The following is a 14234-nucleotide window of genomic DNA, read 5'->3' as shown; positions in this document are numbered from 1 at the left end:
CGGCGGGCGTCAGCGCGGCTCCGAGGAGAGGATGAGATCGCCCTTGGAGAGGAACTGCGCCTCGGGGAAGGACTTGTAGAAGTCCTCCAGCATCGCGTCGATGTCCGGGTAGCGCTGCTCCACGCGGTCCTGGGTCATCTTGTCGAAGATGGCATCCAGACCGGCGGGGGCCTCGGGGTTGACCTCGGAGGGCAGCGGCGAGCGGCGGCCCGGAATCTGCCCGGTGAGCATCTCGTAGAGGAGGATGCCCAGCCCGTAGACGTCGGCGGCGGGACCGGCCTCCTTCGCACGCTGCGGCTGGATGAGCTCGGGGGCGAGGTACACCATGCCGCCGGCCCCCACGAAGACCTGGGGCAGGCCCTTGGAGGCGTCCTGCTCCACCACGCGCACCAGGCCGAAGTCGCCCAGCTTCGCGTTGCCGTAGACGTCGAAGAGGACGTTCTCCGGCTTGAGGTTGTGGTGGGTGAGGCCCGCGGCGTGCGCGGCGCGCAGCCCGTAAGCGATCTGCAGGAAGCACCGCGTGGCGAGCGCCACCGGCACGCCCTTGCCTCCGCCCTCCTCCAGCTTGCCCTTGAGGCTGCCGTGCAGCAGCTCGAGCACGTAGTAGGGCCGGGCCGTCTCCGTGTTCTGGTCCAGCACCTGGACGATGCCCGGGTGGCGCACCTGGGCCTGCGCGCACAGCTCCTTCTTCAGCCGCTTGAGCACCTCGCCGCGCTGCAGGAAGGAGAAGTAGCCGAAGATGTCCTTCAACTCCTTGACGCAGATGTCCAGCCCGAGCGCGTTGAAGCGGCCCTTGTACGCGGTGCCGAGCGGTCCGGTGCCGAGCGCCTCGAGCTTCTGGTAGCGCTGATCCAACAGCTCCGGGGCCCTGGCCACGGGGGCGGTGGACACGGGAGCGGGCGCGGCAGGCGGCACGGGAGCGACGGGCGCCATGGGAGCAACGGGCGGCACCGGCACGGCGGGCGGCACGGGCATGGCCTCGTTGCGCACGCTGGCCACCGGGGGCGGCACCGGCACGGGAGCGGCCACCGGCACCTCGAAGCCGAACGTCCCGGACGTGCGGGCCCTCGGCAGCGGGGGCAGCGACTCCACGGCGCGCACCACCTCCGAGTCTTCCAGGAGCGTGTCCGGCGGGGGCGGCGGCATCCGGGGATCGGCCGTCTCGGCCTCGCGCTGGGCGGCGGCCGGGGACACGCCGAGCTGCTCGGCGAAGAACTCCTCCACCTCCACGGCGAACTTGTCGTGCAGCTCGCCATCCACCACGCGCTCGCCCAGGTCCGTCAGACGCAGCTGCGCCTCGCGGTGATCCAGGGCGATGTAGTGGGACTTGCGCAGGAAGAGGTAGTAGCTGTCGAACTCCAGCGAGACGGACGGCTCGAGCGCGGCCTTCACATCGGCCAGCTTGCTGGAGCGTCCCAGACGGCCGTTCTCCCTCAGGCTCTGGAGGATGAACAACGCCTCGCCGCAGACGGTATCGCGGTGGATGGAGGGCTTGGACATGTGGGCCTCAAATCAGCCCTCGCGGGGCCGTCAGGGAATGTGCAGCAGCTGCTTCACCGTCTCCAGCACTTCCTGGAAACGCACCGGCTTGCGCAGGTAGATGTCCACGCCCAGCTGCATGGCGCGCTCGCGTGCCTCCGGGCCTCCTGCGGAGATGGCCACCACGGGAATGGACTTGAGCGGCTCCTCGGCGCGGATGCGCTCGATGAGCGCGAACCCATCCATCACCGGCATGTACAGGTCCGTCATCACCAGGCTGAACTGGGTGGAGCGCAGCGCCTGCAGCGCATGGTGCCCGTCCGGCGAGAAGTGGACCTCCAGCGGCACCTTGCCCGCCAGCTCCCCGCTCGCCAGCTTCTTGAGCACGTAGCTGTACATCTCGACGATGTGCGGGTTGTCCTCGACGATGAGCACACGATAGCCCTCGGCGGGGAGGGCCGTCCGGTCCGACGCGCGGGTCTGTCCTGCCGAGCTCAAGATTTCACCCAATCGCTGCCGATCCTGATCGCGCACCACCCGGATGCCGACACCACCCGGCGCCTCTTCGGAGGCGGGCCGCACCCAGGCCACCGTCCCCACGACTTGTACCGGATTCAGGAGCCCCGGGAAAGAAAGTGCCAGTCCCAGCTCCTGCCCGGGCGTGAAGGTGCGCTCGGTCTGCACGAAGATCCCCCCCTTGGAGAGGTTCTCCGTGACCGCCACCATCCGCTCCTGATTCGGGAACTGCACCCGCAGAACGAGTGGTACCCGGGGCTCGTCGCGCTTGTCGTCTGATCCCCGGTTCATAACAAGGGCTTGAAATCGCTCGGCATTTCGCTGATGGGCCTGAGTGTAGCGCCGTGGGTTTATGTTGACAACGAAGCCTTTCGAGACTTACGAAGCGCCCGCCATGGCGGAGCCCCTGTTCACCCCCGAAGAGCAGAAGAAGTTCGATGCGGAGATCGCGGAGATCCTCTCGCACTACCCGGCCGATCGTAAAAGCGCCGCGATGCTTCCCGCGCTGCGGCTCCTTCAAGAGCTGAAAGGCTGGCTGCCCCCCGAGGGACTCAAGCTGGTCGCCAGCCGGCTGGGCGTCACGCCCGAGCGCGCCTACGAGGTCGCGAGCTTCTACGTGATGTACCACCTCAAGAAGCCCGGCAAGTACGTGGTGGACGTGTGCACCAACCTCTCCTGTGCCCTCTGGGGCGCGGAGAAGATGCTCGCCTACCTGGAGCAGAAGCTCGGGCTGAAGGCCGGGGAGGCCAACGAGCGCTTCACCCTGCGCGAGACCGAGTGCCTTGCCTCGTGCGGCACCGCGCCGTGCCTGCAAATCAATGAGGACCACCACGAGAGCCTCACGAAGGCCAAGCTGGACGCGATCTTCGACAAGCTCTCCTGACCTGCTCCATCAAGGAACCTGATTCCATGGCGACAACGGCATTCGAACCGCTCATCTCGGCCGCCTGGGGGAAGCCCAACTCCTGGACCCTGGATGAGTACAAGAAGCGCGGCGGCTACAAGGGCCTGGAGAAGGCCCTGGAGCTGGCGCCGGCGCAGATCATCGACGAGGTGAAGAAGTCGAACCTCCGCGGCCGCGGCGGCGCCGGCTTCCCCACGGGGCTCAAGTGGAGCTTCGTCCCCAAGGACAGCCCCAAGCCCAAGTACCTCGCCGTCAACGGCGACGAGTCCGAGCCGGGCACCTTCAAGGACCGCTACATCCTCGAGCATGATCCGCACATGATGCTGGAGGGCATCGCCATCGCGTCCTACGCGCTGGGCGTGCACACCTGCTACGTGTACCTGCGCGGTGAGTTCAAGTTCCAGGCGGAGCGCACCAACGCGGCCATCCGCGAGGCGTACGCCGCCGGCATCTTCGGCAAGAAGATGCTGGGCAAGGACTTCCAGCTGGACTGCTACGTGGTGCGCGGCGCGGGCGCCTACATCTGCGGCGAGGAGACGGCGCTGCTGGAGAGCCTCGAGGGCAAGAAGGGCTGGCCCCGGCTCAAGCCGCCGTTCCCCGCGGTGGTGGGCCTGTTCGGCAGCCCCACGGTGGTGAACAACGTGGAGACGCTCGCCAGCGTGCCCCACGTCTTCACCCGCGGCGCCGGCTGGTACGCCGGGCTGGGCACCGACAAGTCGGGCGGCACCCGCCTGGTGTGCCTCTCGGGCACGGTGAACCGGCCGGGCGTCTACGAGGTGTCGCTGGACACCACCTTCACGCAGCTCATCTTCGACGACAAGTACGGCCGGGGCCTGCCTGCGGGCCGCAAGGTGAAGGCCGTGATTCCCGGTGGCTCCTCGGCGCCCATCCTCAGCCCGGACGAGCTGGACATCGCCATGGAGTTCGAGGCGGTCAAGGTGAAGCAGACCATGGCCGGCTCCGGCGGCGTCATCGTCATGGATGACACCACCTGCATGGTGCGCAGCCTGTGGCGCGTGGCGCGCTTCTACGCCGAGGAGTCGTGCGGCCAGTGCACCCCGTGCCGCGAGGGCACCCCCTGGCAGACCCGCCTGCTGCGGAAGATCGAAGAGGGCCGGGGCGAGCCGGGCGACGTGGAGATCCTCTCCAACGTGGCCTCCTCCATCGCGCCCTACCCGCCGATCGGCCTGGGCAACACCATCTGCGCGCTGGGCGATGCCGCGGCGCTGCCGACCCATTCCTTCCTCATGCGCTTCCGCGACGAGTTCGAGGCGCACATCCGCGAGCACCGCTGCCCGTTCGGCGACAAGCCCTGGGGCGCGTTCGGAGACTGGTCGTGAACGTCGAGCTGGTTCTCTTTGGAGCCTTCGCGCTCCTGACGCTGCTGTCCGCCGGGCTGGTCATCTTCGCCAAGAGCCCCATCAGCTCGGCGATGTCGCTGGTGGCCACGTTCTTCTTCCTGGCCGGCATCTACGTGCTCCTGTGGGCCCACACCGTGGCGGTGCTGCAGGTGCTGGTCTACGCGGGCGCCATCATGGTGCTCTTCCTCTTCGTCATCATGCTGCTCAACCTGGGCGAGGCCACCTCGTCCGGGCCGCGGCTGACGCTCGCGCGCATCGCGGGCGGAGGCGCGGCGGCCGGCCTGCTGGTGGTGCTGGTGATGGCCATCTGGCGCATGCCGCCCTCCACCCAGACGTTCACCGGAGCCCAGGCGGTCGCCAGCGGCTTCGGCACGCTGCCGGCCATCGGCCAGGTCATCTACACCCAGTGGCTGCTGCCCTTCGAGGCCGTCAGCCTGCTGCTGCTGGTGGCCATGGTGGGCGCGGTGGTGGTGGCCAAGTCGCGGATTTGAGCCCGTCGTCTTCAACCCTCTGCTAGAAGGCGGGCGGCGCTCGCCCTTCACACGGCCATGGTCCCGATCTCCTACTACCTCATCCTCGCCGCCGCCCTGTTCTGCATGGGCATGTTCGGCGTGCTGATCCGCCGCAACGCCCTGGTGGTCTTCATGTGCGTGGAGCTGATGCTCAACGCGGCGAACCTGACGTTCCTCGCCTTCGCCAAGCAGAACGGCCACCTGACGGGCCACGTGTCCGCCTTCTTCGTGATCGCGGTCGCGGCGGCCGAGGCCTCCATCGGCCTCGCCATCGTCATCGCCGTGTTCCGCAGCCGGGGCACCATCAGCATCGAAGAAATCCGGACGATGAAGCACTGACGTCCCGGCACCTCATTCCGCCAAGCGAGCCCTCCTGCCCATGGAACTCAAGCAATTCCTCCTTCAGTTGCGGCTGGATCCCGCCGCCCTGTGGCTGATCATCGCCCTGCCCCTGCTGGGCGCGTTCATCTGCGGCGTGTTCGGCCGGATGCTCGGCCGCGCCAACGTCTACCTGGTGGCCTGCGCCGCGGTGGCGGGCTCCTTCCTGCTGTCGCTCTCGGCGTTCCTGGCGGTGAGCCCCCTGGAGGCCTCCCAGGCGGTGGCCATGGAGAATGCCTTCTCCACGGGCACCATCCGCTACGCCTTCGGGCATGACTTCGGCACGTGGTTCTCGGCCGGTACCTTCCGGGTGAACTTCGGCCTGCTGGTGGACCACCTGTCGGGGACGCTGCTGCTGGTCATCACCGGCGTGGGCTTCCTCATCCACCTGTACTCCACCAGCTACATGTCCCACGACGATGGGTACTGGCGGTACTTCGCGTACCTCAACCTCTTCGTGGCGGCGATGCTGACGCTGGTGCTGGCCGACAACCTGGTCCTGCTCTTCGTGGGCTGGGAGGGCGTCGGTATGGCCAGCTACCTGCTCATCGGCTTCTGGTACTCGGACACGGCCAAGGCGTGGGCGGGCCGCAAGGCGTTCGTCACCAACCGCATCGGTGACTTCGCGTTCCTCATCGCCACCTTCCTCGTCGTGCTGCTGGTGAGCGCCTTCAACACCCAGGGCAACGCCGGCAACTTCAGCCAGGTGGGCAGCAACCCGGAGACGTCCCAGGTGCGCTTCCGCGAGGGCCTGGTGCAGAAGGGCCCCGTGTCCTTCCAGGGCCTGGAGGTCATGGCCAACGCGCTGCACGTGACGGCGGAGAAGGCCCAGGGCGGCGTCAGCCTGGAGACGCCCATCTCGGAGGGGCCGCTCAAGGGCCGCACCTTCGGCGGCGTGCTCACGGTGGCGCTGCTGCTGTTCCTGCTCGGCGCGGCGGGCAAGAGCGCCCAGTTCCCGCTGTACGTCTGGCTGCCGGACGCCATGGCCGGTCCCACCCCCGTCTCCGCCCTCATCCACGCGGCGACGATGGTGACCGCGGGCGTCTACCTCTTCAGCCGCATGAGCTTCCTGCTCGTGCTCAGCCCCACCGCCATGGTGACGGTGGCCATCATCGGCACCATCACCTCGCTGGTGGCCGCGCTCATCGCCTTCGCGCAGGACGACATCAAGAAGGTGCTCGCCTACTCCACCGTGTCCCAGCTCGGCATCATGTTCATGGGCGTGGGCATGGGCATCTTCTGGGCGGCCGTGCTGCACCTGGTCACCCACGCCTTCTTCAAGGCCTGCCTCTTCCTCGGCGCCGGCAGCGTCATGCACGGCAACGCGGACGAGACGGACATCAAGAAGCTGGGCGGCGTGCGCCGCGAGATGAAGCAGACGTGGTTCACCTTCCTGGTGGCCACGCTCGCCATCACCGGCATCTTCCCGCTCTCCGGCTTCTTCTCCAAGGACGCCATCTTCCACGGCATCCACCACAACCACCTGCACGGCTATGAGTGGGCCTCGAGCGCCGTCTACTACGTGGGCCTGCTGATCGCCGCGTGCACCGCCTTCTACATGTCGCGCGTGTACCTGCTCACCTTCGAGGGCAAGCGCTCGCCGGAGGCGAAGATTCCCCACGCGCACGAGAGCGACTGGCGGATGACGGCGCCGCTGTGGATTCTGGCGTTCCTCAGCGTGGTCGCGCTGGTGCAGGCGCTGCCGCTGATGCCGGGCCGCAGTGGTGTCATGCAGCCGGTGATGGAGAACTTCCTGGGCCCCGTGTTCTCCAGCGCCGAGCGCATCGCCCTGCGCGGCGGTGAGGTGAAGCTGGACCACAGCGTCCCGAGCCTTTTCGACTACATCAAGGCGTGGCTGGTGGCGCTGGCGGGTGGTGCGGCGGCCGGCTTCATGTACCTGAAGTTCTTCCCGTCGCGGGTGGGCCAGCCGGCTCCGGCCTGGGCCCGCGGGGCGCGGCGCTTCACGCAGAACAAGTTCTATGTGGATGAGGCCTACGAGTTCCTGGTCATCCGGCCGGTGAAGAACGTGAGCGCCATCCTCTACAAGCTGGTGGACACCCTCCTCATCGACACGGTGGCGGTACGCGGTACCGCGTGGGTCACGGCCCGCGTGGGCAGTGCGCTCCGCTACGTGCAGACGGGAGACGCACAGGCCTATGCCGCGGTGATGGCCCTGGCCCTGCTCGGCGGCGCGGTGTACGCGCTCATCCTGGTGCTGAAATGAGCTTCTTCGAAACCCATCTGCTCAACCTCGTCGTCTACCTGCCGCTGCTCTTCGCGGTGCTCGTGTGGATGCTGCCCGGCTCCGAGCGCGGGCAGATCCGCACCATCACGTTCATCGGCATGCTGGTGGACCTGGTGTTCGGCGTCTGGGCCTACCTGCGCTTCGAGCCGGGCGGCGCCGAGTTCCAGCTCGAGTACCGCACCCGGTGGCTCGAGCAGCTCGGCGTCAGCTACCACATCGGCGCGGATGGCCTGGCCATCAGCCTGCTCCTGTTGACCGTCTTCCTGGGGCCCCTGGTCGTCATGGCCTCGCAGACGTACATCACCGAGCGCGTGAAGGAGTTCCACCTGTCGCTGCTCGTGCTGCAGACGGTGATGCTCGGCGCGCTGGTGTCGCTGGACGTGCTGCTCTTCTACATCTTCTGGGAAGCGATGCTCATCCCCATGTACCTGCTGGTGGGCGTGTGGGGCGCCGAGGATCGCCAGATGGCCGCGGTGAAGTTCTTCCTCTACACGCTGGCCGGCTCGCTGCTCATGCTGGTGGCCATCGTCGCCATCTACTTCATCAGCAGCACGCCGGGTAACCGCTCCTTCGACTACGCCACCATCTACAACAGCCTGTCGGGCGCCAACGCGCAGATCGCCGCGTGCATGGGCACTGGCGGTGACTGCTCGCAGCTCCCCGGCATGGCCGGCATCCTGTACCGCTGGGGCCCGTGGCTGTTCGCCGCCTTCGCCATCGCCTTCGCCATCAAGGTGCCGATGTGGCCGGTGCACACGTGGTTGCCCGACGCCCACGTGCAGGCGCCCGTGGCTGGCTCCATGATTCTGGCCGGCGTCATGCTGAAGATGGGCACGTTCGGCTTCTGGCGCTTCGCCATCCCGTTCTTCCCGAACGCCACGCACATGGCCCGGCCCCTGCTGGCCACGCTGGCGGTGATTGGCATCGTCTACGGCGCGCTCATGTGCCTGGCGCAGCGGGACATCAAGAAGCTCATCGCCTACTCGTCCGTGAGCCACCTGGGCTACTGCATGCTGGGCATCCTCGCGCTCACCGCCGAGGGCGCCACCGGCAGCGCCTACCAGATGCTCAACCACGGCGTGTCCACGGGCGCCCTCTTCCTCCTGTTCGGCTTCCTGTACGAGCGGCGCCACACCCGACTGATGTCCGACTACGGCGGCATCGCGAAGGTGGTGCCGGTGTACACGGCGTCCTTCCTCATCATCACCTTCTCGTCCGTGGCGGTGCCGGGCACCAACGGCTTCGTGGGCGAGTTCCTGGTGCTGCTGGGCACCTTCAAGAGCAGCCTGGGTCTGGCCTTCGGTGCCTTCGCCACCCTGGGCGTCATCCTCGGCGCGGCGTACATGCTGTGGATGGTGCAGAAGGTGTTCTTCGGCCCGCTCACCCACCGCGAGAACCAGGGCCTCACGGACCTGAGCCTGCGCGAGTTCGCCACCGTGGCGCCCTTCCTGGTGCTGGTGCTGGTGATGGGCCTGATGCCGCAGCCCTTCCTGGATCGCATCGACCCGTCTACCCAGCGCTTCATCCAGCGCGCCGAGCTGGGCATCCCCGGCAGCCAGGTGCGGCCGAGTGACGTGCAGATCTCCGTGATGGGCCTGCCCCCGGCCGGTCTGGCCACTGCTCCCAACGCCCCGACGCCGGGCCCGCTCGCCGATCGGCGCTAGTCGAGAGTCTCCACCATGAACCTGCCCAACCTGACGTCGGCAGACTTTCTCCCGATGCTGCCCGCCATCATCCTGGTGGTGGGAGCGTGCATCCTGCTCCTGTCGGAGGTGTTCCTCACCGCCACCTCCTCGCGCGGCTACCAGGCGGTGCTGTCCACCGCCACGTCCGTCATCGCCGGCTTCGTGTCGCTGTCGCTGCTGGCCGAGCCGGCGCGCGAGGTGTTCCTCGGCTTCGGGGCGATGGACCCCTTCTCCAGCTTCCTGACGTTCATCGTCTGCGTGTCGCTGGCGCTGGCCTCGCTCACCGCGGCCGGCTTCCTGCGCAAGCGCGGCGCCGAGCGCGGTGAGTTCTACGCGCTCATGCTCTTCGCGGGCGCGGGCATGAGCCTGCTGGGCCTGTCCAACGAGCTCATCACCATCTTCGTCAACGTCGAGGTGCTCTCCATCGCCACCTACGCGCTGACGTCGTACCTGCGGCGCGGCACGCGGCCGAGCGAGGCGGGCTTCAAGTACTTCATCCTCGGCGCCTTCTCCTCGGCGGTGCTGCTCTACGGCTCGGCGCTGCTGTACGGCGCCACCGGCACCACCCTGCTCTCGGACATGGCGCAGCCGCTGCGCAGCGCGATGGTCAACAACGCGGCGCTCGTCTACGCGGGCGCGGTGCTGGTGGCCGCCGGCTTCGCCTTCAAGGTGGCCGCGGTGCCCTTCCACATGTGGACGCCGGACGTGTACGAGGGTGCTCCCACCCCCGTCACCGCCCTCATGAGCGCGGGCGTGAAGGCCGCCGCCTTCGTCGCCCTGGTGCGCGTGTTCGTCAGCGTGGGCAATGGCATCGACGCGCAGCTGCCCTTCGCCATCTTCTCCACCCTGGCGCTGCTCACCATGGTGGCGGGCAACCTGCTGGCCATCCCGCAGCGCAACGTGAAGCGCATGCTGGCCTACTCCTCCATCGCCCACGCCGGCTACCTGCTGCTGGGCGTGGCGGCTCTCTTCACGGCCACGCCGGGCCAGGAGTTCAAGCTGCTCGGCGCCAGCGGGCTGGTCGGCGCCAGCCCCGAGGCCGTGGCCCGGGTGGAGGCCCTGCGCGGCATCCTCTACTACCTGCTCGCCTACACCTTCACCGCGGTGGGCGCCTTCGGCGTCGTCTCCCTGCTGGAGCGCCGCGAGGACGAGGAGAAGGGCACCGCCTGGGACCTGGAGCGCTTCAGCGGCCTGGCGCAGCGCCGCCCGGGTTGGGCCTTCGCCATGGCGGCCTTCATGCTGTCGCTCGCCGGGATTCCTCCCACCATCGGCTTCATCGGAAAGCTCATCCTCTTCCGCGCCGCCGTGGACGCGGGCCTCGTCGGACTCACCATCATCGCGGTGCTCTCCAGCGCGGCCGGCGCCTATTACTACCTGCGCGTGGTCGTCTACATGTACATGCGGCCCGTGCCCGAGGGCGCTCACACCCTCGAGCGCAGCTGGATGACCGAGGTGGCCCTGGTGGTCTCCACCGTCGCCGTGGTGCTGCTGGGCATCATCCCCGGCCCCCTCACCGAGTGGATCGCCCAGGCCGGTACGCTGTTCACCCGCTGAGGCGCGCCTCCTCCGGCTTCACCCACGCCCGGGCGGCTTCCGCCCGGGCGTTTTCATTGCGGGTCCGGCAACGGTCCGCGCATCACCAGCGTCCGCAGCACGGCCCGCGCTCCCGCCTCGCGCAACAGGGGCTCCAGCTCCGCGTCCCCCGTCACCACGCGCAGCTCCTCCGCGCTCCCAAGCTCGAGGAAGGCCGCTTCCAGGAGCGCTCGCGCGTGCGCGGGCGTCGCCGCGTAGAAGGGCGCCAGCACTCGCGCCAGGGGCCGCACATCCATCAGCCCCAACCCGGCCGCTTCCGGATGCTCCGGGTTCATCAAGCGCCGCAACCGGTGCGTGCCCTGCGTGGCGAAGCGGGCCAGCTTGCCCGGCACCAGCCCGAAGGCCTGTGTGAGCGGAGCGAAGTCCGGCCCGGACACCGGCACCACCTCGAGCTCCTCGGGCGCCAGCGGCAGGGCCTCCAGGTGGCGCCACGACAGGCGCCACGTGGTCTCCAGCCGCCCCGCCTTCATCCCCATCGCGCCGTACAACGCCAGCGCCGGCGCGTTGTCCGGCTTCACGTACAGCATCCACTCGCGGCACCCTCTCGCCCGGAACCAGGCGGCGAGCTCCCGCATCACCTTCCGCCCCAACCCCCTCCCCCGCTGGCCCGGCGCTACCACCAGGTTCACCACGTAGCCGGTCTCCTCCAGGACATCGACGACGGCGTACGCGGCCACCCCCTCCGGCCCCTCCAGGAAGAAGGCCCGCTTCACGAGGTCCGATACCCACACGTCCAGCGGCGGCGGTGGATCCTCCACGCCCAGCTCGCCAAACAGCCGGACGAAGTCGGCGTGGTCCTCCACCCGCCCCGGCCGCAGCCCCAGCGCTTCGCCGTGTGCATCGCGCATGTCGGAAAGCCCCTCCTCCACGCCACTCGCCCGGGCGCGAATCACGGAGCGTATAAAAGAAGGCGGCCCGGCACCCTCAGGAAGGGAACCGGGCCGCAGGTCTTCTCAAGAAGCTCACCGGAAGGTGCTGAAGGGGTGGGGGGGAACCACTTCAGCCTCGCTTCGACGTGCTCCGTGTCTACCCCTTAGCAGTCGCCGTGCCAGCCCTCCCATGCCCTGAGAGTCCAGTGTTTCCGGGCACATGGCTCGTCAGGCAGCTCCGGCTCCGTCGGCCGATTGCAGCCCTGCAATGCAGCGCTGAAATCGCTTGCAGAAGTGAAAAGCACCGCGGTGGCAGGGGGCGCCGAGCCCAGGGCCCGAAAAGAAGGCGGCCCGGCACCCTCAGAAAGGGAACCGGGCCGCAGGTCTTCTCAAGAAGCTCACCGGAAGGTGCTGAAGGGGTGGGGGGGAACCACTTCAGCCTCGCTTCGACGTGCTCCGTGTCTACCCCTTAGCAGTCGCCGTGCCAGCCTTCGCATGCCCCGAGAGTCCAGTGTTTCCGGGCACATGGCTCCTGGAGACCGTCGGATCCGCTGGCCCGATTGCAGCCCTGCAATGCAGCGCTGAAATCGCTTGCAGAAATGAAAAGCACCGCAGTGGCAGGGGGCGCCGAGCCCAGGGCCCGAAAAGAAGGCGGCCCGGCACCCTCAAAAAGGGGACCGGGCCGCGGGTTCTTCTTAGGAAGCTCACCGGAAGCGCTGAAGGGGTGGGGGGGAACCTCTTCAGCCTCACTTCGACGTGCTCTGTCTCTACCCTTAGCAGGTGCCGTGCCAGGGCTTCCGTGCCTCCAGAGTCCAGTGATTCCGGGCACCTGGCGCCTCTGGCATCCCCTTCCCTCACCGGTGGCTTGCAGCCCTGCAATTGCAGCGCTGAAATCGCTTGCAGAAGTGAAACGCGGGACTTTCGGGGTCCAAAAAGAAGGCGGCCCGGCACCCTCAGAAAGGGAACCGGGCCGCGGGTTCTTCTAAATTAAGCTCATCGGAGACGCTGAAGAGGTGGGGGGGAACCGCTTCAGGCCACATCGACGTGCTCCGGGTTCATGCTTTAGCACTCGTCGTGCCAGCGCTTCTGGAATCTCAGAGTCCAGTAATTTCAGGCACTTGGCACTTCTGAGGCCCCCGGGAGGCCCCGCTCCTGCATTGCAGTCCTGAAATCCCTTTGCAGAAGTGAAAATCCGCAATCATCTCAGGCACTTCGGCTTTTCAGGATTGAAGGGGCATTTCATTCCTGGCGGGATGTGCCGTATCAGACACCGCCCGTCCAGGCTCACTCCCGGTGATCGGCTCCGGGCGGACGCAGGTTGAGGCGCTTCATCTTGCGCCACAACGTGGTGGGGGAGACGGCCAGATCCTCGGCCACCTGGCCCAGGTCCACCCCCCGCCGCTCCAGGGCCTGGGCAATCGCCCGCCGCTCGGCCTCCTCCACCGCCTCGGCCAGCGTGGGCACCCGGATGCGGGTGTCCAGCGAGGAGGCGCTGGGTGGGGTGCCCAGCGGGCCACTGGCCTCCACGCGCGCGTGGGGGCGCAGCGGGAAGTCCTCGGGCAGCAGCTCCTCGCCCTCGGCCAGGGCCGCCGCCTGCTCCACCAGGTTCTCCAGCTCGCGCACGTTGCCCGGGAAGCTGTAGCCCATCAGGTGCGCCACCGCCGTCTCCGACAGGCGCTTGGGATTGGGGCTGCGCGCGTTGGCCCGCTTGAGGAAGTGCTCGGCCAGCTCCGGCACGTCCTCCAGGCGCTCGCGCAGGGGCGGCACGCGCAGCGTCACCACGTTGAGCCGGTAGTAGAGATCCTGCCGGAAGCGCTTCTCGCGCACCTCCAGCTCGATGTCCCGGTTGGTGGCGGCAACAATGCGCACGTCCACCTTCACCGAGGTGGACTCGCCCACGCGCCGCACCTCGCCCTCCTGCAGCGTGCGCAGCAGCTTGGACTGGAAGGCGGGCGTCGTCTCCGTCACCTCGTCGATGAAGAGCGTGCCACCATCCGCCTCCTCCACGAGGCCCTTGCGCATCCGCACCGCGCCGGTGAAGGCGCCCTTGGCATGGCCGAACAGCTCGCTCTCCAGCAGCGTCTCGGAGATGGCGGCGCAGTTGACGGGCACGAAGGGCTTTTCCTTGCGCCGGCTGTGCGCGTGCACCGCGCGCGCCACCAGCTCCTTGCCCGTGCCGCTCTCGCCCTGCACCAGCACCGTGGCGTCACTCTGCGCCACGCGCATCAGGCGTCCCGTCAGCTCGCGCATCGCCGGGCTGCGGCCCACCAGCGCGCTCAGCCCGTGACGCTCGTTGAACTCGCCGGTGAGCAAGTCCAACGTCGTCTGCATCCGCGCCCGCTCCAGCGCACGCTCCACCCGGTAGCGCAGCTCGCCCTCCTTGAAGGGCTTGGTGACGTAGTCGAAGGCCCCCTGGCGCATGGCCTCCACCGCGCTCTCGATGGAGCCGAAGGCCGTCATCATGATGACCTGCAGGCGCGGGGCCACCTCCAGCGCCTTCTTGAGCAGGGTGAGCCCGTCCATGGGCTCCATCTTCAGGTCCGTCAGCATCAAGTCCACGCCATTGGACGACAGCGTCGAGAGCGCCTCCTCCCCCGTGGCGGCCTGGAGGACGGAATAGCCCTCGGAGCTCAGGAGGAGCGCAGTGGTGGCCCGCATGTTGCGCTGGTCGTCCACGACCAGGATGCAACCA

Annotated in this window: 11 protein-coding genes; 7 read left to right on the top strand and 4 right to left on the bottom strand. The window is 68.1% G+C overall.

Going from position 1 to position 14234, the window contains the following annotated elements:
* Window positions 1-9 precede the first annotated feature (9 nt).
* Both NR798_RS07940 and NR798_RS07935 read right to left on the bottom strand, forming a co-directional pair.
* Complete coding sequence (locus NR798_RS07940; protein WP_375770824.1) at window positions 10-1500, bottom strand: serine/threonine-protein kinase; 1491 nt, start codon at window positions 1498-1500, stop codon at window positions 10-12.
* A gap of 30 nt (window positions 1501-1530) precedes the next feature.
* Window positions 1531-2286 carry a TIGR02266 family protein gene (locus NR798_RS07935; protein ID WP_375770823.1) on the bottom strand — a complete coding sequence of 252 codons (756 nt, stop codon included), beginning with the start codon at window positions 2284-2286 and terminating at the stop codon, window positions 1531-1533.
* Window positions 2287-2389: 103 nt separating this feature from the next.
* On the opposite strand from NR798_RS07935, the gene nuoE reads away from it, so the two are divergent.
* The 7 genes from nuoE to NR798_RS07900 are packed head-to-tail and all read left to right on the top strand — an operon-like array spanning window position 2390 to window position 10634.
* Window positions 2390-2878, top strand: coding sequence for an NAD(P)H-dependent oxidoreductase subunit E (gene nuoE, locus NR798_RS07930; RefSeq protein WP_047855419.1), 489 nt, complete (start codon window positions 2390-2392; stop codon window positions 2876-2878).
* Between the two features lie 26 nt (window positions 2879-2904).
* Window positions 2905-4239: an NADH-quinone oxidoreductase subunit NuoF gene (nuoF, locus tag NR798_RS07925; RefSeq protein WP_375770822.1), complete on the top strand. Its 1335-nt coding sequence runs from the start codon at window positions 2905-2907 to the stop codon at window positions 4237-4239.
* Window positions 4236-4751 carry an NADH-quinone oxidoreductase subunit J gene (locus NR798_RS07920; protein ID WP_375770821.1) on the top strand — a complete coding sequence of 172 codons (516 nt, stop codon included), beginning with the start codon at window positions 4236-4238 and terminating at the stop codon, window positions 4749-4751. The genes nuoF and NR798_RS07920 overlap by 4 nt, the downstream gene beginning before the upstream one ends.
* Before the next feature lie 57 nt (window positions 4752-4808).
* Window positions 4809-5111, top strand: a complete 303-nt coding sequence (nuoK, locus tag NR798_RS07915; RefSeq protein WP_375770820.1) for an NADH-quinone oxidoreductase subunit NuoK — start codon at window positions 4809-4811, stop codon at window positions 5109-5111.
* A 40-nt stretch (window positions 5112-5151) separates the two neighbouring features.
* Complete coding sequence (gene nuoL, locus NR798_RS07910) at window positions 5152-7374, top strand: NADH-quinone oxidoreductase subunit L (RefSeq protein WP_375770819.1); 2223 nt, start codon at window positions 5152-5154, stop codon at window positions 7372-7374.
* Entirely contained in the window at window positions 7371-9059 is a 1689-nt protein-coding gene (locus NR798_RS07905) for a NuoM family protein (protein ID WP_375770818.1), read from the top strand. The genes nuoL and NR798_RS07905 overlap by 4 nt, the downstream gene beginning before the upstream one ends.
* Before the next feature lie 15 nt (window positions 9060-9074).
* Window positions 9075-10634: an NADH-quinone oxidoreductase subunit N gene (locus NR798_RS07900; protein WP_375770817.1), complete on the top strand. Its 1560-nt coding sequence runs from the start codon at window positions 9075-9077 to the stop codon at window positions 10632-10634.
* Between the two features lie 53 nt (window positions 10635-10687).
* Here the strand turns inward: NR798_RS07900 and NR798_RS07895 are convergent, their stop codons facing one another.
* Window positions 10688-11521 carry a GNAT family N-acetyltransferase gene (locus tag NR798_RS07895; protein ID WP_375770816.1) on the bottom strand — a complete coding sequence of 278 codons (834 nt, stop codon included), beginning with the start codon at window positions 11519-11521 and terminating at the stop codon, window positions 10688-10690.
* Between the two features lie 1305 nt (window positions 11522-12826).
* Window positions 12827-14218, bottom strand: a complete 1392-nt coding sequence (locus NR798_RS07890; RefSeq protein ID WP_375773736.1) for a sigma-54-dependent transcriptional regulator — start codon at window positions 14216-14218, stop codon at window positions 12827-12829.
* Window positions 14219-14234 lie beyond the last annotated feature (16 nt).

Origin of the sequence: Archangium gephyra (genome assembly GCF_042230915.1) — a bacterium.
GTDB classification, from domain to species: Bacteria; Myxococcota; Myxococcia; order Myxococcales; family Myxococcaceae; genus Archangium; species Archangium gephyra_B.
The sequence above is the reverse complement of the archived record's forward strand: the minus strand, read 5'-3'. Positions and strand labels throughout refer to the sequence as shown.